The sequence below is a fragment of the Yersinia massiliensis CCUG 53443 genome (assembly GCF_000312485.1).
Classification (GTDB): Bacteria; Pseudomonadota; Gammaproteobacteria; order Enterobacterales; family Enterobacteriaceae; genus Yersinia; species Yersinia massiliensis.
This window is the reverse complement of record NZ_HE997645.1, coordinates 252,019-278,231: the sequence shown is the minus strand read 5'-3', so window position 1 is coordinate 278,231 and position 26,213 is coordinate 252,019. Positions and strand designations below refer to the sequence as shown.

Genomic DNA, 26,213 nt, shown 5'->3' with positions numbered 1-26,213 from the left:
ATAAATACATTGCTCCGTAATATAGCGTAGTTAATTTAGGTTATTAGCGTGTTGCTGCATCGCTTAATTGCTGCTGTAACTCAAACATCCCCGCAGCAAGCCACATAAATATCAACCCCATAACCACGATGGCGATATTACGGAATACATCCAGTTGTCGATTAATACCCACTACGGCATCATCCAACCATTCGCGGGAAAGTTTATTGAGCATGTCATCAAAACCGGCTAATGCAGAATATGAGCGAATGTCGATAATCATTTCCCAACTGGGGAAATTTAACCCGGTACGATGCAAAGCATCACCAATATTACGTGCGCCATTTAGCATTTGCAGGCGGGTAGCTAATAATCTTTCTCGATACCAAGGTGACGCATTACGCGCCAATATTTGCAATGCATCAGGCACCGAAATACCGGCATTTAATAATGCGCTAAACGAAATAAGAAAATTAGAACCAATCACTAATCGGTAAATGCTCCAAGGCGGGAAACGATCAAATACGCGTCTTACCCGACCAGTCCAAATAGCCATAGTACTGAGGATGAAAATAACCATTATTGTTAGGAAGATGACTAAAGGCAGCAATCCAGTCTGAACAAATTCAGCCATCAATGCCATCGTGTGCCCCGTGCCTTGCCAGCGCTCTTTGGGCAAGATGGCATCAAACGCCGGTATTACCTGAGTGCCAAAAATGTACATATATAGGCCGGTAGTACACATCAGGAACAGTGGGTAAACCAGCCCCGCTAGCGCTGAGCGAATACGCTTACCCGCCTTATAAACAAAAAGTACATCTTGCACCGCCTGATCAAATCTGCCGGAAATTTCACCGGCTTCCAGCAGTGAGATTTCATTCTTGGGTGCCCAGCCCTGTAATGCTCGTGCAAAAGATTGCCCATTCAGGACAGTTCTGCGCCATTGCTCAACTGCTTGCGCCTTCGGATTGTTGGGCTTGGTACCGTCGATGGAAAGATGCAAATGGATTTCAGCTAATGCTTGGGTGATCGGAACGCCGTTGGCAATAAATTTGCCCAGCTTTTCATAAATACCCATGCGTGTTTTCGCGTCCATACTCCATTTGGCAAAACGCAGCTCAAACCCACTGAGTTTGTTGCTGGTTTTCAATGTTGCTTTACGTGGCGCGGCCTTGCGGCGTAAGAAGTCAAACATATTTATCACTTCAGATTAATTAACGCAGTGCGTCTTAGGGGCGTAAGGCCACGGAAGGGGCCAAGGAGGTCGACGACATCACGGGGCGCAACGTCACCGTTTATCATGTGTAACCAACCGTGCTCCATCATGGTGATCCCACCAAGATGTTCTTGCCAATGGCGCAGAGCGGCTCCGCGATCGCCGGCGTCCATCAGAGTGAGAAATTCTTGATCCGGGCAAATGGCTTCAGCCAGAATGGTTCGGCCTGCATAGCCACCTGAACATTTTGAGCAACCTGCTGGATTGGCTTGCCTAATGTGTTCGATGTAACCGTCACTAGCATCGGCAAATCCAGACAGATTTTGCACTAGGGTTGTCAACTCATTGCTATCAATGGGCTGGCTGCACGAGGAGCAGAGTTTTTTAATGAGGCGCTGGGCGGTTAAACCACACAGCAGCGTGGGGTCGGTGAGCTTATAACGATCGACTCCCTGATCCCTTAAACGATCAAAGATAGACATGGCGCTATTGGCGTGCAGTGAAGTCCATACCTGATGGCCGGTCATTGCTGCGGTGAATACCAGATTGATCACTTCGCGGTCACGCGCTTCACCTGGCATGATGACATCAGGGTCAGAGCGTAGGGCTGCGGTAATGGCTTTGCGGTAGGCCATTCCTCGTTCTTCTTCGTTGTCTACATTCGTGACCGGTAGCTGGGCTGCACCATAGATTTCATATTCAGGCGGATCTTCAATGGTCAGGATATTAATCATCTGTCGCCGTTCACGATACAACAGCTCTAGCACCAATTTTAGGGTGGTCGATTTCCCCGAACCGGTCGGACCGGAAATAATGTTAATACCTTCCGGCACCAAACGCATATTAGCCAGGCAGCGCAATTGCTGTGGATGTAAGCCCATAGAGTCGAGAGACATTTGATTTTCCCTGTCCCAGCTATTCTCTGCGTACAACAAACGGGCGATCATATAGCGCCCACCATTGCCCATTGGGTTTAGCTGCAAGCGTACCGCTTGTAGCCCTTTGGGTAATGGGGTGCTGGTCGTTGAAATACGTGCAGCCTGATAGTCATATAGGCGATAAGTCGAATCCGATGCATCTGCCATATTGTAGGCAGAGGCCACCAGTTCGTGCGCGTAAGCAGCTTCGACTTGCCGGATATTGTGCATTTCACCATGGGCACGGAATTTGATATCAGCTTCAAAGGAGTTGATATAAATGTGTATATCACTGACTGCCCGTTCTGAGGCTTCTTTGAGCAACATAAGCCAATCCCGCTGCATCGGCGTGACTTGATCTGTGCGTGTTGTCGGGTCGCCAAACTGTTTTTCTGCCTCGCCGTAGAGCTGACGAATAATTTCGATTGCTACCGGTTTTATCGTCGTAATGGCAATACCCTTACGGCGGGCTAATTCACGCACTAACAAGATTTGAGGATTGGTCTGATTTTCGAGGTCAATTAACAAGGTACCATCAGCAAAAAGCAGCGCCACTCGGCGCTGACTGTCGGATAGTTCAAGCTTACCGCCTGGCACTGACACAATAGTATCCACATTATTAAACCAGGTTTGCAGGTTTGCAGTGGATGTGTCACGTGTATGAGGAGGTTGGGTCTTCATGGTATTTCAACTCATCTATTAATGTGCAAAGAATGGCAGTTGCACTTGTTCGTTATCACCTTGACGCGCAATCACAGTTTGATTGGTGACATTGATGATGTGCCAGTTACCCGGCAAAACATTCCCTTTACGTACAGTCATTTCACCGTAACCCGGGACCATAATACGTGCCTGACGATTTTTGCTAACGCCCATCAGCGCCATAATGTAAGGGCTGGCACCTTCGCGCTGAGCGCCACCACGTAAGGCCATTAATTCGGCCCGCAACTTCATGGTTTCCAGCTCTTGTTTCATCTCTAAGGCTTCACGCTGGTTACGCTTCATACTTTCCAGCTCATTGATATAAGAAGAGATGTCCGCTTGGTCAGGCACTGCATCGTCTGCGTTCAACGGCGCATTCATTGGTTGATGAGGAGCACCTGTTGTTGCAGCCGGAGGGGGGGAATTTGCATCGGTACTCAGTGCATTCACCATGGGCGAACTGATTAATGCCATGCTGATAATGAGTGCATGGAGTGGGGTACGAAAATGTTGAAATTTAGCAGAAGTTGCTGTCACTTTAGTGTCCTCGTGAGTTCTTTAAATTTTCTAATTCTTGTGCTGTTGGTTGCCGGCGCTCATAAATTTCACCACTTAATGACCAGTAGTTGGTCTGTGGATCAAAGGTCACTTCCTGAACCAATGAGGCAGGAATTTTCCCGAACAACGGGAGATAAACACTTGGGTTCGGTGTGTCTTTCAGCGCATAGCGGATACTGGTCCAGTAAAGTTCTTTCTTGCCGGGAGTAAACTGAATCGTGGTAAACAGCTCGTCGAATTCTGTTTGTAAGTAGCGCTGCGCTTTTTGAACCGATACACCAGGGCTATCAGACGGATAAAGGGGCAGATTGCTCAGCGGCCAAATTAATGATGATTCTTTGTCGCCTTCCGCAACGGTCGGTTGACTGGCTAAACGCGTTGCCATCGTTTGCAACCAACTATTGGTCCCCCCTGAGCGCTTGAGGCTATAGGTGATCTGTTTGCCATCACATCGCCCTATACCTTGAGACCAGCCTGGGATTTTGTTCGCCTCATTGGCATAGAACAGTAATCCTTTCACACAGGCTGATAGTGTCGCACCGCCTTGTGCTTTACCTGCCCACGGCATGGGGGGGACGATGATTTCATCGCCCATTTGCGGGGTACCACTAGAGCGTATTTTTAGTCTTTCCAGTTCAGCCAGATGTTCTTGATATTGCTGATAAGCATATAAACCGCCGCCTGCGAGTATAGAAAACACTAACGCTGTTGCGATCACCAGTGTCGGGTTTTGTTTCAACGGGCGTAAACGGACTTTACTGGTACCGATTAATTCATCTAGTGGGTTACCCACTTTAGCGTTTTCGACATAAAAATCGGCCGGACAAATAACTTCTTCCCACAGATCACTGACCCGGGCGTTATCAAACTCGGTACGGATTTCATCAACATCTGCTACTGCTCGGTCATAAACAATGGAACCATCAGACCGCACGCCAACCAGCCACCAGACTTGATCATTGAGTTGCCACACCCCCAACAGCGAGCCATTAAGCTGCTCTGCCAAGGCTGCCGCAAGAGAAGGCAGTTTAGGGGTATGACCTAATTGAGCGTCCCCGATAGCAAATTGATCATTCCATACGCCATGTCCTGGACGCAGTGCCAATAGGGTACTTCCCATTCGCTCTGCGGCAATCCTGGCTTCCTGAAGTAACTTTTCGTTACCTTCAGCCATATTCCACAGTAAGCTAACGGCATACTTGCGACGTCCTAAAGGCACGACACCATGCAACAGGGCCATACCCTGCTGTGATGGGAATGTATTCGATTGCTGATCCATAATTACCTCTAGTTTAATGAGGCTAGTTCAGCAGTATGATCAAGCACGACCGGTGTAATGCAGATGACCAGAATTTCACGGCTCTGCTGGCCAGCTCGCTTGCCACCCAGTAATTTGAAGTTGGCTGATCCCTGACCACGGTCAGAGGTGTTATTCAGTACTTGCTCAAAGCCCGCCATGACTAAGGTAGACCCATTGTTGACCATGCCAGATTGAATAAACGAACGTTGGTCAACGTTTGGCAATTGCATTTTTGTTCCATTGTTATCGATAACCACTGTCTCAAAACCATTGTCCTTGCCGACTAATGTTGAGATATTCATGTTGTATTGCATCAACACTTTCCCATCATCCATCACGTTTGGCAGGATATTCATCGAGAAGCCAGCGGTGACCATGCTGGACTCTGCAGTTGTGGTGGTTTTGTTGTCATTCATTTCGACTTTGATAGCGGAAACATAACCACGGGAATTAGACACCTGAACAGGAACTGGTTGGCCCGACATGGTGGTGACATTGGCGGTTGTGACCACGCTGACATCGCCGTTTTCTTCTAACATATCCAGTACTGCTTTACTGCCCTCAAAACGGCCACCGGTCACACTGGCCGTGACTGAGCCAACCAGATTTTGCCCATCAGGCATTAGCGCAGTGGAGCCTAACCCGTATTTGGCCACTCCCGTTTTAAATTGAGCGGTTAAATCAAACTGCCAATTAGAATCTCGGGCAACATTGAAGCGATAAACGTCAACTTTGATGGCGACTTGGCGTAATAACTGCTTGTTAGCTTCTTGAATCTGTCTACCCACTCGATCAACTACTGATGCTGGAGCGGTGACGGTAATAGAGGTATTTGTTGGGGATACAGTAAAGGTACCGTTATCACCAATGGAATTTTTCAGATTAGCTTCAAGTTCTTTCCAAAAATCCAACTGAACTTTAATTGATGAAGTTTGCGTGGAACCTGCATTCATCGAACTGCCTTTATCGCTCTCTTTACCCGTCAAGCCACCGGTCATACTGGCACTGGAGTCCAGGACGGTTGGCATCGAGGCCAGCTTAAAGGTGCGAGTAATATTACGGGAAAACTGAATGCGGCCGTCGTGATAGCTCCAGCCAATGTCATAGTAAGCAGCGGTGGTATTTAGGAAGCCGGACAACGAACCGTTGTAATTAACCCGCATCTTATCTCGGCTAATGTTGGGTACTTTACCGGCAAATACGGTTGGTACTTGAGCATCTTGTGGTGCATTGATGGCTTTAGGCAAAGCGGCATCGAGTGCGGCGGCGATGGCGCCGGCTTCGGTCGATGTTGCTGTGGTTGGTGCAGTTGGTGCAGCCACGGGGACGTTTTTGACGGCATAAATATCACTGGAGAATGACACTGGAATACCTGTGGTTTCAAAAATCAAATCACCAATAGCCATCAAACTCTGTGCATCCGGCGTGGCTAAACGAATACCATCGCGCTCCACGGATGCCGGAAGAACTTGTCCACTTTGGCGTTTCATCGACGTTGCACCCAGATAAACCCCCGAACGGACGGGAACTACACTGGTATCTGCTTTAGGCATCGGCCGTTCGGCCATTTTTGTCAGTTTTTCAGTACGTTGTAGAGTATCTTTATTTTGGTCAGTCGCACTGTTGTACGTGCTACTACTACAACCTGCTAGTGTCATGCACGAGAGCAAAACAGTCATTTTTGTGTTCAACATTTTATTATTTCTCGTTACTTATTATAAATTTTCTATCAATAGCCTGGTGTCAGTAATGGCTATCGGGCTTGATTACTGACTTTTAAAACGAAATTACCTTGGTAAAGTTCAGGATATAAATTGGGATTAACATCATCACCCAGTGCAGTAAATAATTGCTTTACGGCAGAAATATAATCACCTTTAAAACTGGCATTAGCCTGAATTAAATAGCTGTATTCTGAATCCCATACTAATGACCAGCCTGCTGCGGTACTCCAGCTATCAAGTTGTGCACGTAGATCAGTGCCGCGAATAATCTGCCAGGTTTTTTCCGGTGCAGTATAAGTATAAGTGCTGGCCTTGGCGGTATTAGGTGTGGGCTGTTTTTGTTGGAATACCGGCTTAGGTTGAATCATCTGTGGTTGTGACGGCATATTTGTTTTGCCGAGCATAGATGATGTTTTTTTCTCTGGCTGTAAAAAGCGCGTATTGGTATCAGGCTGAGCGCTGGTATTAACCGGTTGAGCCTGTGCCACGCCAACCAAGCTTAGGCATAACGATAATGCCAGCAAGGTATAGTTTTTATATTGCATATAACGTCCATTGGAAAGAAAGGCTATTCCGTAACAAATGAATACAAGTTACGGAAAGTGATTCATTTTTATTGATTACTTAAATGTCCAAGCAATATCAACCGAACGGGCTGCCGAACCACCAGCTTCGCAAGCTTGCGCTACTTCCAGACCGGTAAATGAGCCTAACTTTAGGCTGGTAGAACCGACTGTCAGACCGATAAGCGAATTGCCAAGATCCACGCTAGCCATGGCAGTACAGGCGGAGAGCGATAATGCCTCAAAAGTAATGGTGTAATTGGTTGCTGGTGTAGCAGCTGCAACTAATACATTCCCCCCCCATGGGTTAATTATCGTGGCAGTGGTACCTGAGCCGTTGATAAATGATCGCGGAATCGCTGCTGTCATTGTCAGCTCTTGGCTGCTTAGTCCCGAAAAACTAGGGCGTGTAGCATAAATTGATTGAACAGCGGATTGAACAGATCCCAGCAAACCCTGAGCGCGCTGAATTTTGTTACTTTCGGAGGCACTGTTGTAATACATGACTGCGCCTGCAATCACTACGGCGGAAAGTGCCAATACCATTGATGCTTCAATTAAGGTTAAACCTTGTTGAGCTTTTTTGACGCTGAATTTGTTCAAACCATTAATCAATTTCATTATTAACTACCTTAAAGACGAAGAGGCGGTTGGCCTTTGGTGCAGACACAAAGAAATTAGAATATCAATGGCTCTATTTTCTTTGTATACGAGGAATTTGCTTAATTAAAAAAGCAGCCAAGAGAGTAGTTTTTTCACTCAGTTGAGTATGTAGTCCAAGTGTGTTTTTGTTGTAGGAAATTTCCATTTATTCGGTGGAATAAGCTTGATGGGAATTTAGTATTCTTTTACTGGGATAAATAAATTTGTATTGAATTCTGTTTGTTATCCTCCTTTATAATTTTTAATTTGATGAGTATTAGTGCCTAGTTCGACACTTTAATACTTGCGCTGATAGTGCAATCCAATCCCAATCAATAACAGTGAGGTCAATGAAAAACCGTGAAATAGAATAATCACGACTGCCGGCTCTAGCTAAATGTAGAAAGGAGCGACCAGCAGCATGCCTACGCCAAATCCTGTCATCATCAATAAGTGGGAAGATTTCGTGGCGGATCTTAGCAATAGGTGGTCAACAGACGTGCTGATGATGATCAGCGCAAGAAGGGCATCGGGCTTGTGGTGTGATAATGAATTTTCTTGCCGAAGTATTACCATTTCCTACGGACAAATCTGTATTGGAATTGATATTATCGTTTCGCTCGGTACAGTGTCTAGGACGTGAAAGTGATAGGCATATAATATTGCTCATCAGTGATTTTCCTAGTGGCTTAAGTTACGCTCATCACTATTAATAGAGTCGCACTCTCTTGTGTACCATCCACGATAGCACAAGAGAGGTTGACTTATTTACTCAACCATCTGGTAATGGTTAAATTTCCCTGGTGTTTGCCAAATGGCAGCCTGATCTAATTGTGGATCAGGTATTTTTCTTACGTCTTGACTACGTAGATAATTATATTTATTTTCCGATTTTGTTAATAGTTACACCTAGGTCTAGTTCTGCACTGCACTTTTATTTTAACAAAATCGCAGTAATCTATTAGGAGATAATTAGATGTCTGTTCTATCTTATGATAACAAGATTATAAACGATACAATAAGAGGTTTTTTAGATAGAAAAATAAGTATCTATGGTGACTTAAAATATTCATACTTTATCTTGAATAAGAAAAATCCTTCAGAGATGGATATCGTGTCTAACTATCCAGAAGAGTGGGTGAATATTTATAAAGGTAATAATTACCAGAGTATTGATCCTGTCGTTATTACTGCGTTAAATAGAGTGTCTCCTTTCTCATGGGACGAAAGTCTTGTGATTAGTTATGGTTTGAAATTTTCACAAATATTTAATTTTTCCAAAAAATACAATGTGGTAAATGGTTTTACTTTTGTATTGCACGATAACTGCAATAATTTGGTTATGTTGTCTATTATGATGGATGAATTTACCTGCCATAAATTAGAACATATGATCGAAGTGAACATGTCAGAGTTACAAATGTTACTTATTAGTGCTCATGAAAAACGCACCTCCCTATACAGAGAGGTGATTAGAACAAATAATAATATATCGAAAAGCAAAGATATTTTTTCTCAAAGAGAGAATGAAATTCTTTATTGGGCAAGCAATGGTAAGACTTATCAGGAGATATCGCTTATTCTGGGCATAAAAATGGGGACAGTAAAATTCCATATTGGAAATGTTGTGAAAAAGCTAGGCGTTCTTAACGCTAAGCATGCCATCAAGCTTGGTGTCGAATTGCAACTGATCAAACCTGTTTTGCAATAAGAGGGATCGACATTGGCCAGTGTCTTAAGGCCCTTTCAGGGAAATCGTTAGTCTCGTTTACTCTATTGATTAGGAGGCTCTGGTTTTCAATGTCAGTCGGTAAATAAACCAAATATATATACTTTCCTTTTTCCGATATGCCTTGCTCTACTACAGATATTTGCCAACCGGAACGTTTAAGAATGGTCAACATAGGGTGACTGACAATCGTGTATATTCCGGTGTAGCGATATGCTATGGCATAATTAATCATAGCTAAAAATAATATATTAGTAACTGGGTATTTACCTTTCAATATATCCCTTGCTCTGTTCTTGTCTACGAAGAAACGGCTAGATTCGATATAGTTTCCCTCCGGTACCTCAATTTTATTGAAGTAAGAAGCGAAGGTTCCAGTGATCATGTTTGGGTATTTTGTTTCTATAAAACGAACACTGCAAATGATTCTATCACTAGCAACACCGAATAAATAATGGGTGTTTTGCGTATCATACTGATCGAACTCCATACCATTTGTACAATTCACCGCCCAATTTAAGCGATCTTTAAAAGTATCTTTCCTGAGAGAAAATAGCTCAGTTGAATTCTTTTCAGATAACGATTTATAGTTTAGATCAAAAATATTTAACATTTTCCCTTCCGTAAAAATATAGAAAAAGCGTTCAAAATATATATGAGCGGTTAGTCTGTGTTGTAGATTTTTTTTGCTAAATAGGAAGTTAAGAATAGTATCGATGATGCTATGACATTACCTCTCTGTGGTTTAATAGAGTCAGCAATAGGTCAAAGTCAGTTATCAAGCAATGCAGTCTGCGATCGCATTGCTTGCATAGATAAAAAGATTACAGTTTACAGTTTTTGATGATATCCCAGCCATTCGGGCCATGTTTTTGGGTACCACCCGATGACTGTATGGTATTGATTTCTACTTTAACAGTACTAAAGGCGAAACTGAGGTGTTCGATTGGAACATCGCCAGCATTGGCCGCGGAAACATGCAAACGGTTAATAATGCAGTTTTCGTAAATCCAGCGCACCATTTCATAATCTTTCCCTGCTTTTTTAGCTGTCAATGCGACGATGATTTCTTTCACAGCAGTGCCTTCAGCAACATTAATTAGCAGGGCACCTGATGTTGAGTCCATTTCTTTGGTAAAAGAAACGTCATCGAATCCAGCATTGCCACTTTTTAGTAAAGATTCACTATTACTGATCCCGACAGAACTGTAAATGCCTTGATCTAGGTGGTTAATTGCAATCCAGTCTTTGTAAGCTGAATCAGTCACTGTGCCTTTAATGTCGCTAATTTTCATAAACAGCGTATTTGTTTGAGCCATTAATTTTATTCCCTCTAAGTTGTACTATTAGGCACCAGTAGATGCAGGTAATTCCGCTACCAAACGCAGCGACATACTTAAACCTTCTAATTGGAAATGAGGTTTGAGATAGGCGATAGCGCGGTAATGTCCAGGGCTGCCGGGTATATCAATAACCTCTATTCTGGCCTCTCGAAGTGGGTGACTGGCTTTGATTTGCTGGCCGACATTATCTGAGCCCACAACATATTGATTGATCCAGTTTTGTAGGAAATTCTGGCAGTCAGTTCGCGACATAAAACTCCCGACTTTATCGCGCACAATAACTTTGAGGTAATGAGCAAAACGAGATGTGGTAATAATGTATTGCAATTGGCCGGATAATTTGGCATTAGCATTGGCTAACTCTGAGTCATATTTGCGTGCTTTACTCAGCGACTGAACGGCAAAAAACGCGGCATAATCTGTTCCCTTACAGTGAACCAAAGGAATAAATCCTAATTCAGCCAGTTCTTTTTCACGGCGGTCAGAGATTGTCACCTCTGTCGGGCACTGCATCACTTTCTCACCCGTTTGCGAAACATAATTATATGTCGGCAACGATTTCACCAATCCTCCGCCTTCAACACCGCGAATCGCTGCGCACCAACCGTACTCTTCAAAGGCATCGACCAGACGCCCGGCGAGTTCATATGCCGCATTGACCCAAACATAGCTAGCCTCACCGTTATTCTCATCAATCTGTTCTTCAAAATTGAATTTTTCTATTGGTATGGTTTTAGCGCCATAGGGCAGGCGGCCAATCACACGTGGCAGTGTTAATCCTACATAGCGAGCATCATCGGTCTGGCGAAAGGATTTCCAACGGGCATAGTCCGAAGTGTCAAAAAGTTTGGCTAAATCACGTGGGCGGTGTAGTTCAGAGAATCGTCCCAAGGCAAACATGCCCGCACTTGCAGCACTCAGGAAAGGTGAGTGGGCAGCCGCAGCAACATGAGAAATTTGTTCCAGCAATTGGACATCTTCAGGCAAAGCATCAAATTCGAAATCGCCAACAAAAGCCGAATAAGGTTCACCACCAAATGTACCGTATTCATTCTCATATATGGATTTGAATAAGATAGATTGGTCAAAATCAGAAGCCGACTTAAAGTCTTTGATGAGTTCCTTTTTGGTGCAATTGAAAACTCTGATTTTAGTATTTTCGGTCACACTACTTTGCACTAACTTATGCAAGCCGAGCCAAGATGCTTCGATGCGCTGAAATTCAGGTTCTTGTAAAATTTTACTAATTTGCGCGGATAATATGGCATCAATCGCGGCGATACGTTTTTCAATACTGCCAACTAAATCACTGGATATGACCATGGCACCGGACGCTGCTTCTAGCAGCAAACTATCCAATTGGCTTTTAATTTTACTACGATCAGATTCGCGACGAATTGCTTGAGTTTCATTGATAATCTGGTCCAGAAAATCTGCTGGCAAGGAAGTACCCGCCGAAGCATTCAGCGTCTTTATTTCTTTCATTGCGGTTTCTCCTCTGGGGCAATGAGTACGGCATCCTCTGCCTGTTTACTCTCCAGTAATTCAAGCAGTCGCTCTTTTAGTCGCTCATTGCTGGCGGTTCGGCTACGTAAATCACTGAGTTGCTCGCGCAACTCCAGTAGTGCACGCAAGGGATCGACCTGAAGCGCAATGCTTTCTGGGGAAAAATCATTCATAGAACTAAAGGATAAAGTGACCGACATTTGGCCTTCTTTTCCTGGTAGTGCGCTTTCAACCAATAATTCAACTGAGGGTTGCATCCCAGACATCACGTCGTTGAAATTATCTTTATTTACATGGGTAAACTGCCTGGCTCGTAACGGTTTTTCATCCTGAGCAAAATCACCAATCACACCAATAACCAATGGTAGCTCTTTTTGACTTTGTGCTCCGCCGATCTCAACGTCGTAGGTGATTTGTACCCGTGGTGGCCGTGCTTTATCTAATTTTCGTTGTGTATTACTCATCGATGTTTCTCACTATAATCATTACTAAATAAACTGTACTGATTGCAGAAATTAGTGCATTGACACTCGCTACAAATGTCAGTGCCTAATCTCTGCAATTGCTACCAGATTAAGTTTTATATATCAGGTGTTTTGTACTTATTACGTATAAATAGCTATCTTGAGTGGGTGACTCTTTTCTTTTTAACGTGTTTAAAAAACGTTTAGGTTAATCGTAAAGTGCTAACTGCCAGTATAATGAGAAATAGCAGCCACAACCAAAAAATACAAGATTTGATGACTATATTTCTATTTTTTAATTTGTATTACTTATTATTTTTATAATGTGTCATTTTCGCTTTTGGTTTGTGAAACTACCCACACTTAAATGCGACTTTGCCTACATATGTGGGATTTATAAAAATGTAATATCTACGTTAGCTTGTTAGTCATTGACTTTTTGTGACGATCGAAAAAGTGAGGATGGCATGGATTATATATTTTTATCGGGTATGAACGAAATGTCGCTATCGTTTTTTAACGGATGGTCGCTAGCATGACTTCATTGCTGCAACGTTTATCAGATAATAATCCTAAACAGCAGGACGAACTCATCGAGTCTGCGGACGGCTACCTTGAAGAAGAGATTATGATGCTGTTATCTTCCCGCCCTCGCTTTTCTGAGGTAGAGCATATACCTGTACTCAACGGTTCAATTCTTAATTATGGCATCAATGAGAATTTCACCAGCGATATGCCCATAGGAGAACGTAAGTCTATTTTGCAGGCGCGTCTTGAAATGGCTATTCAACGGTTTGAACCACGCTTAAAGGATGTCTCTTTTACCACGGTAAATCAAGGCGCCACGGGTATTCTCTTTTTTGTTAATGCCTATTATCAGAATAGGCCAGTGCATTACAAATTAATTTGGGATGATGCGATAAATCGGTTTTATTTGAGTGAATAGCGACAATTATGTTTGAAAATAAACTTCTCTCTTATTACCAAAAAGAACTGACGCACCTAAAAAAATATGGTGCGGCTTTTTCTCGCCAATTCCCCAAAGTTGCTCGTCGTCTTGGTATGTCAGATGGGTTATCTGAAGATCCCCATGTAGAGCGTATCATTGAATCTTTTGCGCTATTAACAGCACAAATTCAGCAGCGCCTTGATGAGGATATTCCGGAGGTCACTGATGCGCTATTAACGGTATTAGCTCCACATCTGTTACGACAATTTCCCTCTGTTTGTATTGTGCAGATGTTACCTGATATCAAATCTAGTGCTATGACAGCTAAGAATTTAATAAAAAGTGGCGTAGAGCTATTTTCTAAACCTATTAATAATCAGGTTTGCCGTTTCCGTACGGTATACCCTGTCACGTTGCTGCCAATAACATTGCAGAAGTCGCTTCTGGCTTTCAATGAGGATGATATGAGCTGGCGGCTGGAGTTGGTTTTTTCAGTTTGGCCGGGAGCAGAACTCGCGACTGATCGGATTCGCTTATATCTGAACGGTTCTGCATCTATTGTCAACGTGCTGTATAACTTGTTATGCGGCGAGCTGAAATCGCTTTCCTTCGGTGAAGGGGGGGCTTGGCATCAACTTAAACCCGAAGATATTGGCGCTGTTGGTTTTGGTGCTGATGAAGGGTTGCTGGATAGTGACTCTCTGATTTCTCCTGCTCATACATTGTTGCAAGATTACTTTTTCTTTCCACAAAAATTTCACTTTATCGATCTGCCCTTACCGGAAAACTTTATTGCAGGAAGTCACCGCGAGTTTACCTTTAGGTTTGTCTTTAACCACTGCCGAACTGCACGTCGGTTGGAAAGTATCGCCAGTATCATCGATCGAGATGTCTTTCGTCTTAACTGTACACCGGCAATTAATTTGTTTGAACAGCGGGCGGAACCCATCACTCCTCATGCCAATATGGCCGAATACCCTATTACACCTGATGTCCGCTATAAATCGTCGATGGAAGTCTGGTCCGTAGACCGCGTTTGCGCTTTACGAGTTCAGGGAAATGACATCGTATCGCGCCCCATTTATCCGTTGTTTGGTCTTGATCATTCGGCTAGTGACGGGGAGAGCGGAATTTACTGGCAATGTATGCAGCGCAAATGGATTGATGAGCAGGATACTACCCAAGGCTGGTTCATTGCCTTTTCCGATTGTGGCGAGCAACCACTAGGGCCGGAAAGTGACATGGTCAGTATTTCACTGACGTGCACGAATCGAGATTTAGCGACTCAGCTACTCAATGGCGATCCTGCGGGAGATTTTGAATCAGAACTCCCGATATCAGGTGTGAAAATCAAGGCATTGACTCGGCCAAGTGCACCACTGCGCCCACCGATGAAACAGGCGGCACGCTGGCGATTAATCTCTCAGTTGTCCCTGAATCATATGCTGCTGAACGGGGCTCAAGGCTGTCGAGTATTAAAAGAAACACTGGCGCTCTACAACTTTAGTAACAGCCCGATAAATGAAAGGCTAATTAACCTCATCGCTCAAATTGAGGTCACACCGATTATTGCCCGTCTGGTTGCTAATGATCCGCGTTCTATGGCGCGCGGGGTGCAGATCAATATTACTTTTACTGACGAAGCTAACGATGAACCTGGCCATTTCTTGTTGTGCCGTTTTCTGGATCACTTTTTAGCGCTCTATGCACCGGTGAATAGTTTTTCTCGTGTTGTCACCCGCATTGGTGCGCAGGAGGAGTCCTTACGTCAATGGCCAATACGGGCAGGGCGGCTGGCATGGATTTAAAACCCCACTATAGTCGGCACATTTTTTTCCAGCAGGTGAGGGTGATGTTACAAAAACTCTCCCGGCAAAAAAAGCTGCCGCCAGAACAGATACTGGAAGACCATCTACGGTTTATCTCCCCGCTGTCGCTGAATGCGGGGGAGGGTGAGATAGGTGAAATTTGCCTTACCCAAGATCAGCAATGGCAGGTTGAAGTGTTTGCCTCTGGTTTGACCGGCGCGATGGGGGCGCTACCCACCGCCTATACGGAATGGCTAATTGGTCGGTATTACCGTTACGGCGACACTGCTGGCAAGGCATTTCTGGATATTTTTAATCACCGTTTACATAGCCTGCGTTTCCTGTCGTGGCAGAAGTATCACTACTATGCGGCAGGTGAATTTACGGGTAGCCCGCCATTAAGTCAGGCGATCCGCGCATTGGCTGGCGTGCTACAGCAATCAACCGTATTTCAGCAGGAAAAGTTTGCCGGTTTACTGGTTCATCCGGTTCGTTCACTGGTGAATCTTGAAATCTGGTTACAGCAGCACTTTGCGGTTCCGGCTCGTATTATCCCCTTTACGGGGAGTTGGAAGAGGGTTGACAGGACGCTATGTTGCCGACTAGGTGACCCACAGCAGAGTCTGGGAGCCGCACCGATGTTGGGATCGGTATACCGTGATATCCAGAGCAATTTTAATCTGACTTTGGGGCCGGTCAAGCATGATGACGCGAGTCTATTTCTTCCCGAAGGCCGCTATTACAACCAGCTTTGGCAACAAATCCGAGATTATGTCGGCATCGGGCTCGATTTTGAAATCGACCTGCTCATCGATAATGCACAAAGCACTACCGCTGTTTTAGGGCTGGGTATCCTCGGGTTGGATATATGTCTGGCGCAGCGTTACCCCGCTGTCTGCCATAAAGTCCGTTTACCCGTATTTAATCGTTAAGGTAACACTATGTCAGTAGGACAAGATAAACGTTTTATTCGCTGGGTGGGTAATATGGCGGATGACATGCTGCTACTCGAACTGACTGGCGAAGAGTCTATTTCCCAGCCTTATCGATATCATGCTCATTTCAGTTCCTCGCTGACCTCTGCCCAGCTTAATCATTATTTGGGACAAGACGTGTCCTGCCAGATTGGCGACAGTGATCGAGGACGCTATGTGCATGGTGTTCTCACCGCGATGCAAGAGGACAATGATAGCCAGGGTGTTAGTCACTACACGGCTGTTATCGAGCCGCGTATGGCATTACTGCGTTTGGGATGCAATTTACGCGTATTCCAAAACCTGAATGTCCCTGATTTGGTATGTCAATTATTACGTGAACATAACATCAAGGATATTGATGTACGTTTGCGCTCGGAATATCAAAAACGTGAGTATTGCCTGCAATACCGTGAATCCGATTTCAACTTCATCAGCCGTCTACTGGAACAGGAAGGTATTTACTACTTCTTCCTGCACAAGGCAGATAAGCATACTTTAGTGCTAGCCGATCATTCAGCCAGTCACCCCGTTGCAAAGCCACGTGAATTGCCGTTTTACCCACAACTGAGTGAGCAGGGCAACATGGGGGTACATCGTTGGGAGATTCATCGTACTTTGGCCGCATCCAGCGTTAAATTGCTCGGTTTCAATATTTTGCAAGCTCAGTCTATTGAGAGCGAAACCCGCAGTAATAACCATGATCAGGCAGTGGATTCAGTCAGTTATGTTGATTTTTTAGGCTATGAGAAACGCGATCTTCTCAGTACGACGGCGCAGGTAAAAATAGAGCAATTGGAAGCTGGCACTCAATTGTTCAGGGGGGAAATAAAAAGCTATTGGCTCAATTGCGGCGAGATATTCAGCCTGAGCGAACACCCTTCTTGTCGTGGTAATTATCGTATTAAATCATTATCACTACGGGTGAGCAGTAATGTGAATGGTGATCAGGCGGATTATGGTTGCTCAATTATCGCCATGGATGGCGATAAAAAATACCGGGCTGAATCCTGTACCCCCATCCCTATCGTGTCCGGAATTATGACCGCCAAAGTGGTCGGGCCGAACTCAGAGGAAATTCATACTGATGAATATGGGCGCATCAAGATCCAGTTTCATTGGGATCGGGAAAATCAAAAAGACGACAGCAGTTCATGCTGGGTGAGGGTATCCCAACCTTGGACTGGCGGGCGTTTTGGTGCTCTATTTCTTCCCCGTGTCGGCAGTGAGGTTATTGTCAGCTTTGTGCAGGGAGATGTGGATTACCCATTGGTGACCGGCGCGGTATTCAACGGTGAAAACAAACCGCCTTTTACCTTGCCAGAACAAAAACACGTGACGGGTTTTACCTCACGCAGCAGTCAGAACGGCACGGTAGAACAAGGGCATATTCTGAGTTTTGACGATAGCAAAGATGCAGAAAAATTGTCGATTACTTCGCAAAAAGACCTACTGCTCACGGTCAAAAATGACATTACCACCGACATTCAGCACGCAGTAAACACCACTATTGGTGCCGATCGTGCCACCGAGATAACCAAAGGAAATGATTCCCTGATATTAAAGCAGGGCGATCATTCGACAACGTTAGATCAAGGGAATTACCAGCTAACGATCAAAGGCGATCTAACGACCCAACTTCAGGGGGGCGATCATCAACTGAAAGTTTCCGGTGGCGGCAGCGAGTTGAGTGCAGATAAAAGCTGCTTGCTGGAGTCCACTCAGGGCATTGAGCTAAAAGTGGGTAATAGCAAGATTTCCATCACACCCGTCGGTATTACCTTAACCGCCACTACTATCAAAATTGAAAGCTCTGCTACGGCGGAATTGAAAGCAGCAATGGTGACGGTTCAGGGGAGCGGGATGACTCAAGTGAAGGGCGGCGTAGTCATGATTGGCTAAGGACGAATATGAATAAGCTATCACAACAGGTAAGTGCCGAGATTCGTGCTTTTCTGCGTCCGCAACGATCTTGGCCTGAAAATGCAGAGATTTTATTGGTACAGGGTGAATGGGAAGCAATGCTGATTTTGTGGCTGGAACAACAGCCTTATCATCGTGCGCTCTATAAGACTCACGCCTGTTTATCTGATGCGTCCGATGATTCTATCTGGCAGCGCTGCCATGCTGATATTGCTCAATGGCTGCGCGAACCTGATGAGGCGCTGCGTTGGCGTATTTTTCAGCAGGGTAATTTACTGGGGTTTTCTACCCCATTAGGGGCTTTGGCTTTATCTCTGTTTTGGTCGCAAGGAAGTATGACGCCGACAGGACTGGATGCAGTGTATCCCGAGCCTGATCTATCGCCGGCGATGCTGTTGTGTTCACTAAAATCAAGCTGTCTGATGCTGGCGCTTGAAGAAGCACCGTCGGTGGGCGCCAGAATTTTAATGACTCAATTGCAGAAAAGCGAGGTGGCATAAATGGCCTTACCAGCAGCCCGATTGGGCGATATGCACGTATGCCCGATGGCTACGCCGGCTGTACCGCCGATTCCTCATGTTGGTGGACCCATCACCACACCGGGTAGCCCTAAAGTATTAATTGGGGGGATGCCAGCAGCGACATTAGGGTCAATGGCACTTTGTGTAGGGCCACCGGATACTGTAGTCGGCGGGAGTTTAACTGTCCTGATTGATGGCAAACCTGCCGCGAGAATGGGTGATAGTTGCGCTCATGGCGGCACCATTGTCATCGGCTGTCCCACCGTCTTGATTGCGTAGGAAATATGTCAGAAATAAAACTAAACCTAGAAGCGTTGCTGGCGCCTATCAGTCCTCATCACCCAGCTGGCAATAATATGGAATACGAAGCGGTGTATGACGAGATACGTCAAGCGCGAGAAAGTGATCCTGATTACTTACCGCAAGATGAGTGGGCCAGCGCGATGCGCAAAGCCGATTGGCTAAAGGTTATCGGGCTGAGTGAAGCGTTGCTAAGCCAGCACAGTAAAGATCTTCAGGTCGCTTGTTGGTTAACTGAAGCGCTGGCCCAGCAGTATGGCACCGAAGGCCTACATACAGGGCTACGTTTTCTCAACCAATTCGTGAGCCGCTATTGGAGCACTTGTTGGCCTGCGTTGGATGATGACGGGGCTAGGATCCGACAGAGCAAAATTGATTGGTTAGACCGACAACTGAGTCAGATTCTTAGCCGTCTACCCCTGTTGGGCCAAGCTGAAAGCCGTTTCGAACACTGGCAAAAAGTACTGGCTTTTGAGCATCAGCTCGCTGTGGATATGGACGGGCGTGGCGTCACACCACAAAGCAGCGAATTTTCAATGGAAGCGTTTAGTCGCTGGGCTCAAACGGTTCCCACCATGCAACTTGCTAAAGCGATGGATGTGTTGGCGCGCTGCTTGGTCGAATTGATCAAATTTACGCAATGCTATATGGGGTTGCAGACGGACACGAACAGTCCGCCTTTTAGCTCAACGCACCAGATGATCAACGAGCTTGACGAATTTTTAAAGCGCATCGGTGACCGAATTATGCCTAATTATGAAGATATTATGTCGCTAAACGTCCTGCATCTTAGTGAGGAGAATCCTGAACTATCTGCTGACCTCTTATTTAGCGATGCCAAAAAGCAAGAGATGTCACGGGATTTGGCGATTAGCCAAATGCTGACTATTGCGCATTTTTTCCGTCAAAGTGAACCCTCCAGCCCAGTGCCATTTTTAATGGAGCGAGCGGCTCGTTGGGCTGGAATGACGTTGACGGAATGGTTAGAAGAGATGTTACGTGATGACAGCAGTTTGCAGGAGATCAATAAGATCCTGAAAGGGCCGGGACAGCAATGAAATCTATTATCAGAATCGTCATTTTGGTACTGATGTTGACGGGGTGTAGCCATCAGGATCCCAAGTTACGTCAACAGGCGATTGATGGTGTAACCCAGCCATTTGCTAAAAACGCCATCACCATCCAGTTGAACGCACAACCCAATTTGAATATGTGGAATGGTTTGGCTAACAGCAGTTCAATCTTGGTTATCCAGTCCCAGAATACAGCCGCTTTGGATAAATTATTAAGCAATCCGGTGCTGCTGAAAGCCATGTTTGCCGGTACTGGCAGTGAAGGGGATATCTTGCAGACAGATCGCTACGTGGCCATGCCAGGCCAACAAAATACCTTGCATATCGATCGTGCTGAAAATACCCGCTATATCGCGGTAGTGGCTGGCTATTTCCCTTTCCCCGACAGCAGGCATATCGCCCGTTTTACCATTCCCATGACCCTCAAGACTCACGGTTGGCAAAACAAAATATGGACGGCTAAGTTGGTGCCACTGAATGCTTATGTGACGCTGGGTCAAGAAAGCATCGTAGCCCAGAAGCAGGACCAGCCCATCTTACAGGATGTGAAATAACATGTACTTAGAGCAGCAACAGATTCATTGGTATTCCGGACTTTATTTACAGCCACAACATTTGCAGTCGTTAGATTTGCATCACGAGTGGTTGCAGACCCAACAGCTAAGCATGGCTCAGCCGTATAATTACGGCGTGTTAGCGTGGGGGATGAATCAAGAAGCATTGACTGATTTTACCGTTAATATTGAAACTCTTCGCCTTGTGATGCCGGGGGGGAATTACCTGGTTTTTCCCGGAAATTGTCAGATTGAAAAGCGCAATTTTCGTGACGCATGGAAACAACGAGACCAGCCTTTTACCCTTTGGTTGGCTTTGCGCAGGCTTGATCCCAGCCATAACAATGTCGCTGTATTGGCTCGCGATAATGATCGTGCCGTGACTCGTTGGATCACTGCCGGTGATGAAATGATTATGAAGGATATTTATGATAATGGCCCGGAGGCTGCGGTACCGCATATTTGCTACAACGTCCGTGTGTTATGGGACATCGAACGTGATGATGCCGTTGATTGTGAATGTATCCCATTGGCCCGTTTGCGTTTTGACAACGGTAGTGTCGTGCTGGATAACCACTTTTCTCCTCCCGCGCTGACCCTGTACAGCACGCCGATGCTTGGCCGCTTGATAGATGCCATCTATTTCGAGTTAAGTAACCGGGCCCGTAAGTTGGAAGAATATAAGCGGCCTGAACGACTGGTTAGCGATAATGAACGCAGTGATCAAATGATGCAATTATTGGTCATGCGCTCACTAAATCGTGTATTGCCACTTTTATATAATTATTGTCAGGCGCGTCAAGTTCATCCTTGGCAAATGTATTGCGTATTGCGCCAATTGGTCGGTGATCTGTCGTCATTTAATGATGAGTGTTCATTTTTGGGCGAGTGGCGTCATGGTGGGAATGCCGTACTGGATTACGATCATCATCAATTGATTCCGTGCTTTGATAGTTTACGTCAAACGCTGGTGGCACTGCTTAATAGCTTAATATTAGAAGATAATATTTATATCACGCTGGAAAACGACCAGAGTGGTATATTTTCTGCTGCATTTGATACTACCCAAAACCGCCAATCTAACTCGGTATTACTGTTATTACGCTCGCAAGTATTTGTTGAAGATAAACAGCTGCTAGCGAATAGTCGTAGTATTAAGCTGGCCTCGCGAGAAAGTATAGAGTCGTTAATTCAACATGCATTACCTGGCGTTAGTGCAAATATTTGTCCTCAGGTTCCCCGTGGTGTCCCTAATCGCAGTGATTCATATTATTTCAGCATCCAGCGTGACGGCGAGTTGTGGCAAAAAATAGAACAGCATAAAAGTGTGGCATTTTATTGGGCCGATGCACCAGAAGATCTTCAGGTACAAATAATATTTATGGTGGCCTCATGATGAGGCTAATCGAGTGTTATTTGCCAATATGGCGATTTGCGACAGAGTTTTATCTCTTCCCTGAAAATTACAGCGATTACGAAAAATTTCGCCAGCAGAGTATCAATTTATTCGAGCAGGCCGCTTTAGCGGCTGAGCAACAAAATGAGACTGAAGACTGTGAGCATGCCCTGTTCGCTGTTGTCGTTTGGTTTGATGAGCGGGTGCTTTGTTCATCACTACCTTGGGTTAAGCGATGGCGCAGTGCCTTATTACAAGGCCAATTATTCCAAACCTCTATTGGTGGTGAGGTTTTTTTTAACCGCTTAGACAGTATTGATAAAGATAACCATCCTTTGCGGTTGGTTTATTTATTCTGTTTGTTAATGGGTTTTAATGGCAAATATACTCAGACAGATAATGGATTATTAGTAAAGCGGGTAGAGCAGGAAAGGGGGTGTTTGCCAGTAGAGTGGCAAGTTTGGCCCAATCAGGCATTACTAACACCGATGACTTTAGGCAGTGCAAGGGTTCAACCTTCTTCGCTGAAACGCTTTGTTGGCAATAGATGGACTGCCATTTTGGGTGTGATTGCTATTTATGCCGCTATGTTTACCGCAGGGATGGTCTACCTGACCTAATTTATTCTATGTTAAAAAAATTACTTGTTTTTACTTTATGGTCAGTCTCGCTCTGTCTGTTGCTGGTTTTTTGTCTGGCAATCACTTTATGGCAGAATTGGCCAGCACCAATCGCATTTATACTTTTATTCGCCATTGTCATTATTATTATTCTATTGCGGTTGGCCGGAACATATTTATTCCAAAGTCATAAAAATGGAAACATAGCACGTCTGTTTGGTCGTTTCCGTTTGTCCAGAATGGAATATATTCTATTGCAACATTGGAAAGCCGGTGCTGCAGTGATTAGGCGAATCCACCGACGAAAGCATCCATTGCCTTGGTATATCCTAACGGGGAAACGCTGTGGGAAAAGTACGTTGTTGGCGGGCGCTGGGTTGCCAATGTTCTCCCATGAACCGGAAAATGCGCTAGTCGTCCCCACTCGAACCCTACGCTGGTGGTTTTACCGCTCTCTGGCTGTTCTGGATGTCTCTAGCCATTTTCTCGATAAATCCCCAGCTTTTGGCCGTGCGTGGCTAAGACTCACCCGCTGGTGTAGGCGGTTACCAGCCCCTTCAGGGGTCATCATTTGTGTTTCAGTCAGCGACTTGCTACAGCAGGATAGTGTTGCCCTACACTTGGATGCTCGGAAGATTAGGACACAAATAGAACCATTGGTAAAAGAGGTCAAACAGCGATTGCCGCTGTATGTGATGATCACCTGCTGTGATGAGATCCCCGGATTTAGCCAATGGGTGCAGGTGCTTTCGCCACAGCAAAGGCAGCAAGCGCTAGGGTATTATTGGCCAACTTCACCAGTCATTGACGGCAGCGACCCTGCATTGCTGGATCCTATGTTTGCGCTGCTGAAAGAGGGGCTAGGCCTTGTTCGGATTAGTATGTTGGCAAGAAATGCACCGACGGCAGAGCTATTGCCGCTGTTGGATTTCCCTGAACAAATCGCCGGCTTACAGCCTGCATTGCAGGGGTATGTGGCTGCATTATGCGAACCTGATGCTTATTTTGAACAAGGGGCTTTGGGGGCGGTATGGTTTACCGCTAGTGAGCCAGTCAGTAAAAACAGTATTAAGCGACAAACACTCTTTCTGCATGACTTGATAACCCAGCATCTGCCAACCATTGGCCGTAATCGCCCAGTTGAAGCCGTGGGACTTTGGCGTCGTTATTTTCAACGCTATGGAAGACCAGGCATTTATGTCGTTGTTTTGCTATTGCTAGGGGGCAGCGGCTGGAAAAGTGCTGAATTGATTAGCTCACCAACGGCGCAAACCACACCAGTCCAATGGGTGGCTGAGTTACAGCGTAATGAGCAACGCTATGAAAATAATTGGGTTTATTTTCCTTTCATACCACTATTGGATGTTCGCCATAAACAGTTGAATGCGCAATTATTACAGCATATTCCTCGGCAACCGATAGATCTAAAAATCGTCCTGGCAGACTATCGTGAACGTTTCTATCAGGCTGACCCGATAGGCCAACGCGAGCTAATCCGTCATTTAGTGCAGAGTATCCGGCAAAAACAAGCGATGTTGGATGGACAGCCGTTGGTCGAGTTATTCGCTTATCCGCCGGTGTCCCCGCTGTTAAATATGAGTGGAGCACAACCGTCATTACCTTATGAACAGAGTATTGCTCTGCAACGGGCGCTACTTCAACAGCCCCTTGGTGCCAGCCAGATAGCTGAGCAGCGGGAGTTGCTAGTGCAATTGGTTAATAGTAGCCAGCTACATTGGTTGTTGGCCCCCGACGCGACTTTGACGCCGGTGGCAATAGGCGATTTTTGGCCTAACAACGGCAAAAGTAATGAGCGGGTTGAGGGAATATGGACCCGTGTGGGGGATCATGCGATTAATGCGGATATCGCGATAATAACGCAAGCTATTGATAAAAAGAGTATTGACGCTGCATTGACTGGCTTCCACTCCTACTGGATAAACCAACGGCAGAGTGCATGGTTACGTTTTATGTTAGCTGCAGGGAAAGAGGATTTTGGCGATCTAACCAGTGATAGTTGGCAAAAATTATTACAGTCCATCGCCCAAGGTAACAGTCCGGCGATGCAATTGGTTCAACGGATACATGACGAGCTGGACAATATTGACGAAGAATATGCCCAGCCTTGGCTACAGGAACTGCGGCGTCTGATAGCGTTGCGTGAATTAGCGGAGGCCGCGTTGGTTGTTCAGCAAGTCAGCCAGTTAAGCCAGTTTTTGCAGGACAAACTCAATACGTTGCTGGGGTTAGATGAACAGATACAGGTTTTGGCGATGACTGACTATCAGATTGCCAATTGGCTGGCATGGCGCGATAGCCTAAGTGCCGCTGTTGCCGATGCTATGGCCGTTCCTGATAGCAGCAATTTATTGACCCGTGGTTTATTTACCCCAGCAGACAACGGCGGGAATAACCCGTTGCTACAAGTAGATAGTCGCTTTTCATCTTTGCAGAAAAGCATGAGTCCAGTGGATAACGATTTTGCGGTTAATGCCGTTTGGGCTTTGTATCAAAATGAGGGGCGTTTGTTGATCAGACATGCATTGGCCTATTCCAGTTGTTGGCTTCAGGATCAGTGGCAGTCCCAAGTATTGTGGCCGATGGATAAAAATAGGCAACAAAGCTATGACCAGCAACAAACACTTGCCAGCCAATATCTGGCCGATTTTGTTAAGAGTTCTGCGCAAAGTCTGCTGGTCATTGGCAGTAAGGGCGCGCGAGCTGGTGAGTATCAAGGTCAAACAATTGCCCTCACTCCGGCATTTTTGCGGCTCGTTAACCACGAACTACGGCCGGATGATGTGCTGGTGATGCCTGAGCGTAAAGTTACTCTTGTTCAGGATCAACTGGCCAAACTGGAGGCACAACAGAAAATAGTCGATGAGCAGTTTGAGGCGCTCAAGGCTCAGTCATTGAATATTCGCTTATCCAGTCAGCCTGCCACTATACCCGGAGGGGCACGTTTAATGCCGACGGGTAGCAGCGTGACGTTAACTTGCAACGGTAATAGTAAAACGTTAGATAGCATGAATTTTAGTGATAGCGCTGAATTTAGCTGGCAGCCGTCACTTTGCCATCAGGTGGATCTGGTCATTAAGTTCCCAGGTTTCGATATTCGGCATAAGTACAGTGGCGAAGGTGCGTGGCCTGATTTTCTGGAGGATTTCTCTCAGGGTGAACACGTTTTTCAGCCGAATGATTTCCCAGAGGACCTTCCGAAACTCGCTGATTTAGGCATTAAGGGCATTATGGTGCGCTATGAAACGGGCGATCAGAGTGAGATCCAACACAGTTGGCGACAATGGAATGTATTGAGTCATCAGCAGAATGAACTGGAGCTGCAACGGCGACAGCTGGAGGGGAAACAGTCGGAACAGCAATTGCCAACCTCATTGAGAGGCAAAATCTCACAGTTACCAGCGAAAGTGGCTGTGTGTTATTAAGCCGGTCTG

The 26,213-nt window shown here is 45.5% G+C and carries 23 protein-coding genes; 12 read left to right on the top strand and 11 right to left on the bottom strand.

The genetic code is table 11. From position 1 onward, the window contains the following. Positions 1-43: 43 nt before the first annotated feature. The 7 genes from BN68_RS13810 to BN68_RS13780 form a co-directional block, all read right to left on the bottom strand. Positions 44-1,174, bottom strand: a complete 1,131-nt coding sequence (locus tag BN68_RS13810) for a type II secretion system F family protein (protein WP_019211747.1) — start codon at positions 1,172-1,174, stop codon at positions 44-46. Between the two features lie 5 nt (positions 1,175-1,179). Then, positions 1,180-2,793, bottom strand: coding sequence for a GspE/PulE family protein (locus tag BN68_RS13805; protein WP_019211746.1), 1,614 nt, complete (start codon positions 2,791-2,793; stop codon positions 1,180-1,182). A gap of 18 nt (positions 2,794-2,811) precedes the next feature. After that, positions 2,812-3,351, bottom strand: coding sequence for a hypothetical protein (locus BN68_RS13800; protein ID WP_019211745.1), 540 nt, complete (start codon positions 3,349-3,351; stop codon positions 2,812-2,814). A gap of 1 nt (position 3,352) precedes the next feature. Beyond that, positions 3,353-4,651: a type 4b pilus protein PilO2 gene (gene pilO2 / locus BN68_RS13795; protein ID WP_019211744.1), complete on the bottom strand. Its 1,299-nt coding sequence runs from the start codon at positions 4,649-4,651 to the stop codon at positions 3,353-3,355. A gap of 8 nt (positions 4,652-4,659) precedes the next feature. Further along, positions 4,660-6,366, bottom strand: coding sequence for a hypothetical protein (locus tag BN68_RS13790; protein WP_019211743.1), 1,707 nt, complete (start codon positions 6,364-6,366; stop codon positions 4,660-4,662). 59 nt (positions 6,367-6,425) lie between these two features. Further along, positions 6,426-6,941, bottom strand: coding sequence for a toxin co-regulated pilus biosynthesis Q family protein (locus BN68_RS13785; protein ID WP_019211742.1), 516 nt, complete (start codon positions 6,939-6,941; stop codon positions 6,426-6,428). A 75-nt stretch (positions 6,942-7,016) separates the two neighbouring features. Continuing rightward, positions 7,017-7,580 carry a type 4 pilus major pilin gene (locus BN68_RS13780; protein WP_019211741.1) on the bottom strand — a complete coding sequence of 188 codons (564 nt, stop codon included), beginning with the start codon at positions 7,578-7,580 and terminating at the stop codon, positions 7,017-7,019. Positions 7,581-8,577: 997 nt separating this feature from the next. Here BN68_RS13780 and BN68_RS13775 point away from each other — a divergent pair. Beyond that, a complete protein-coding gene (locus BN68_RS13775) occupies positions 8,578-9,312 on the top strand; it encodes a LuxR family transcriptional regulator (RefSeq protein WP_019211740.1) in 735 nt (244 codons plus the stop codon). Here BN68_RS13775 and BN68_RS13770 read toward each other — a convergent pair. From BN68_RS13770 to tssB, 4 genes are all read right to left on the bottom strand, one after another. Beyond that, positions 9,293-9,943: an acyl-homoserine-lactone synthase gene (locus tag BN68_RS13770; protein ID WP_019211739.1), complete on the bottom strand. Its 651-nt coding sequence runs from the start codon at positions 9,941-9,943 to the stop codon at positions 9,293-9,295. The genes BN68_RS13775 and BN68_RS13770 overlap by 20 nt on opposite strands. A gap of 211 nt (positions 9,944-10,154) precedes the next feature. Then, positions 10,155-10,649 carry an Hcp family type VI secretion system effector gene (locus BN68_RS13765; protein ID WP_019211738.1) on the bottom strand — a complete coding sequence of 165 codons (495 nt, stop codon included), beginning with the start codon at positions 10,647-10,649 and terminating at the stop codon, positions 10,155-10,157. Positions 10,650-10,676: 27 nt separating this feature from the next. Next, positions 10,677-12,158 carry a type VI secretion system contractile sheath large subunit gene (gene tssC / locus BN68_RS13760; protein ID WP_019211737.1) on the bottom strand — a complete coding sequence of 494 codons (1,482 nt, stop codon included), beginning with the start codon at positions 12,156-12,158 and terminating at the stop codon, positions 10,677-10,679. Further along, a complete protein-coding gene (tssB, locus tag BN68_RS13755; protein WP_019211736.1) occupies positions 12,155-12,643 on the bottom strand; it encodes a type VI secretion system contractile sheath small subunit in 489 nt (162 codons plus the stop codon). Before tssB ends, tssC begins: the two co-directional genes overlap by 4 nt. Before the next feature lie 535 nt (positions 12,644-13,178). On the opposite strand from tssB, the gene BN68_RS13750 reads away from it, so the two are divergent. The 11 genes from BN68_RS13750 to BN68_RS13700 all read left to right on the top strand — a co-directional run bounded on the left by BN68_RS13750 (position 13,179) and on the right by BN68_RS13700 (position 26,204). After that, positions 13,179-13,589, top strand: coding sequence for a GPW/gp25 family protein (locus BN68_RS13750; RefSeq protein WP_019211735.1), 411 nt, complete (start codon positions 13,179-13,181; stop codon positions 13,587-13,589). An 8-nt stretch (positions 13,590-13,597) separates the two neighbouring features. After that, positions 13,598-15,400: a type VI secretion system baseplate subunit TssF gene (gene tssF / locus BN68_RS13745; protein WP_019211734.1), complete on the top strand. Its 1,803-nt coding sequence runs from the start codon at positions 13,598-13,600 to the stop codon at positions 15,398-15,400. Further along, positions 15,364-16,332, top strand: a complete 969-nt coding sequence (gene tssG, locus BN68_RS13740) for a type VI secretion system baseplate subunit TssG (protein WP_269212175.1) — start codon at positions 15,364-15,366, stop codon at positions 16,330-16,332. Before tssF ends, tssG begins: the two co-directional genes overlap by 37 nt. A 9-nt stretch (positions 16,333-16,341) precedes the next feature. Next, a complete protein-coding gene (locus tag BN68_RS13735; RefSeq protein ID WP_019211732.1) occupies positions 16,342-18,276 on the top strand; it encodes a type VI secretion system Vgr family protein in 1,935 nt (644 codons plus the stop codon). 8 nt (positions 18,277-18,284) lie between these two features. Continuing rightward, positions 18,285-18,797 (top strand): DUF6931 family protein, encoded by a 513-nt coding sequence (locus BN68_RS13730; RefSeq protein ID WP_019211731.1) that lies wholly within the window; start codon positions 18,285-18,287, stop codon positions 18,795-18,797. Then, positions 18,798-19,097: a PAAR domain-containing protein gene (locus tag BN68_RS13725; protein ID WP_019211730.1), complete on the top strand. Its 300-nt coding sequence runs from the start codon at positions 18,798-18,800 to the stop codon at positions 19,095-19,097. 5 nt (positions 19,098-19,102) lie between these two features. After that, entirely contained in the window at positions 19,103-20,176 is a 1,074-nt protein-coding gene (gene tssA / locus BN68_RS13720) for a type VI secretion system protein TssA (protein ID WP_019211729.1), read from the top strand. Continuing rightward, positions 20,173-20,745 carry a type VI secretion system lipoprotein TssJ gene (gene tssJ, locus BN68_RS13715; protein WP_019211728.1) on the top strand — a complete coding sequence of 191 codons (573 nt, stop codon included), beginning with the start codon at positions 20,173-20,175 and terminating at the stop codon, positions 20,743-20,745. The genes tssA and tssJ overlap by 4 nt, the downstream gene beginning before the upstream one ends. 1 nt (position 20,746) lies before the next feature. Continuing rightward, positions 20,747-22,141: a type VI secretion system baseplate subunit TssK gene (tssK, locus tag BN68_RS13710; protein WP_019211727.1), complete on the top strand. Its 1,395-nt coding sequence runs from the start codon at positions 20,747-20,749 to the stop codon at positions 22,139-22,141. Further along, complete coding sequence (locus tag BN68_RS13705; protein ID WP_019211726.1) at positions 22,138-22,761, top strand: DotU family type IV/VI secretion system protein; 624 nt, start codon at positions 22,138-22,140, stop codon at positions 22,759-22,761. The genes tssK and BN68_RS13705 overlap by 4 nt, the downstream gene beginning before the upstream one ends. A gap of 254 nt (positions 22,762-23,015) precedes the next feature. Beyond that, positions 23,016-26,204: a type VI secretion protein IcmF/TssM N-terminal domain-containing protein gene (locus BN68_RS13700; RefSeq protein ID WP_196796395.1), complete on the top strand. Its 3,189-nt coding sequence runs from the start codon at positions 23,016-23,018 to the stop codon at positions 26,202-26,204. Positions 26,205-26,213: the final 9 nt, after the last annotated feature.

Excerpts from the sequence above, each read along its gene's own strand:
- BN68_RS13810 (WP_019211747.1), bottom strand. The coding sequence starts at position 1,174 with ATGTTTGACTTCTTACGCCGCAAGGCCGCGCCACGTAAAGCAACATTG.
- BN68_RS13805 (WP_019211746.1), bottom strand. The coding sequence starts at position 2,793 with ATGAAGACCCAACCTCCTCATACACGTGACACATCCACTGCAAACCTG.
- pilO2 (WP_019211744.1), bottom strand. The coding sequence starts at position 4,651 with ATGGATCAGCAATCGAATACATTCCCATCACAGCAGGGTATGGCCCTG.
- BN68_RS13790 (WP_019211743.1), bottom strand. The coding sequence starts at position 6,366 with ATGTTGAACACAAAAATGACTGTTTTGCTCTCGTGCATGACACTAGCA.
- BN68_RS13785 (WP_019211742.1), bottom strand. The coding sequence starts at position 6,941 with ATGCAATATAAAAACTATACCTTGCTGGCATTATCGTTATGCCTAAGC.
- BN68_RS13780 (WP_019211741.1), bottom strand. The coding sequence starts at position 7,580 with ATGAAATTGATTAATGGTTTGAACAAATTCAGCGTCAAAAAAGCTCAA.
- BN68_RS13775 (WP_019211740.1), top strand. The coding sequence starts at position 8,578 with ATGTCTGTTCTATCTTATGATAACAAGATTATAAACGATACAATAAGA.
- BN68_RS13770 (WP_019211739.1), bottom strand. The coding sequence starts at position 9,943 with ATGTTAAATATTTTTGATCTAAACTATAAATCGTTATCTGAAAAGAAT.
- BN68_RS13765 (WP_019211738.1), bottom strand. The coding sequence starts at position 10,649 with ATGGCTCAAACAAATACGCTGTTTATGAAAATTAGCGACATTAAAGGC.
- tssC (WP_019211737.1), bottom strand. The coding sequence starts at position 12,158 with ATGAAAGAAATAAAGACGCTGAATGCTTCGGCGGGTACTTCCTTGCCA.
- tssB (WP_019211736.1), bottom strand. The coding sequence starts at position 12,643 with ATGAGTAATACACAACGAAAATTAGATAAAGCACGGCCACCACGGGTA.
- BN68_RS13750 (WP_019211735.1), top strand. The coding sequence starts at position 13,179 with ATGACTTCATTGCTGCAACGTTTATCAGATAATAATCCTAAACAGCAG.
- tssF (WP_019211734.1), top strand. The coding sequence starts at position 13,598 with ATGTTTGAAAATAAACTTCTCTCTTATTACCAAAAAGAACTGACGCAC.
- tssG (WP_269212175.1), top strand. The coding sequence starts at position 15,364 with ATGGCCAATACGGGCAGGGCGGCTGGCATGGATTTAAAACCCCACTAT.
- BN68_RS13735 (WP_019211732.1), top strand. The coding sequence starts at position 16,342 with ATGTCAGTAGGACAAGATAAACGTTTTATTCGCTGGGTGGGTAATATG.
- BN68_RS13730 (WP_019211731.1), top strand. The coding sequence starts at position 18,285 with ATGAATAAGCTATCACAACAGGTAAGTGCCGAGATTCGTGCTTTTCTG.
- BN68_RS13725 (WP_019211730.1), top strand. The coding sequence starts at position 18,798 with ATGGCCTTACCAGCAGCCCGATTGGGCGATATGCACGTATGCCCGATG.
- tssA (WP_019211729.1), top strand. The coding sequence starts at position 19,103 with ATGTCAGAAATAAAACTAAACCTAGAAGCGTTGCTGGCGCCTATCAGT.
- tssJ (WP_019211728.1), top strand. The coding sequence starts at position 20,173 with ATGAAATCTATTATCAGAATCGTCATTTTGGTACTGATGTTGACGGGG.
- tssK (WP_019211727.1), top strand. The coding sequence starts at position 20,747 with ATGTACTTAGAGCAGCAACAGATTCATTGGTATTCCGGACTTTATTTA.
- BN68_RS13705 (WP_019211726.1), top strand. The coding sequence starts at position 22,138 with ATGATGAGGCTAATCGAGTGTTATTTGCCAATATGGCGATTTGCGACA.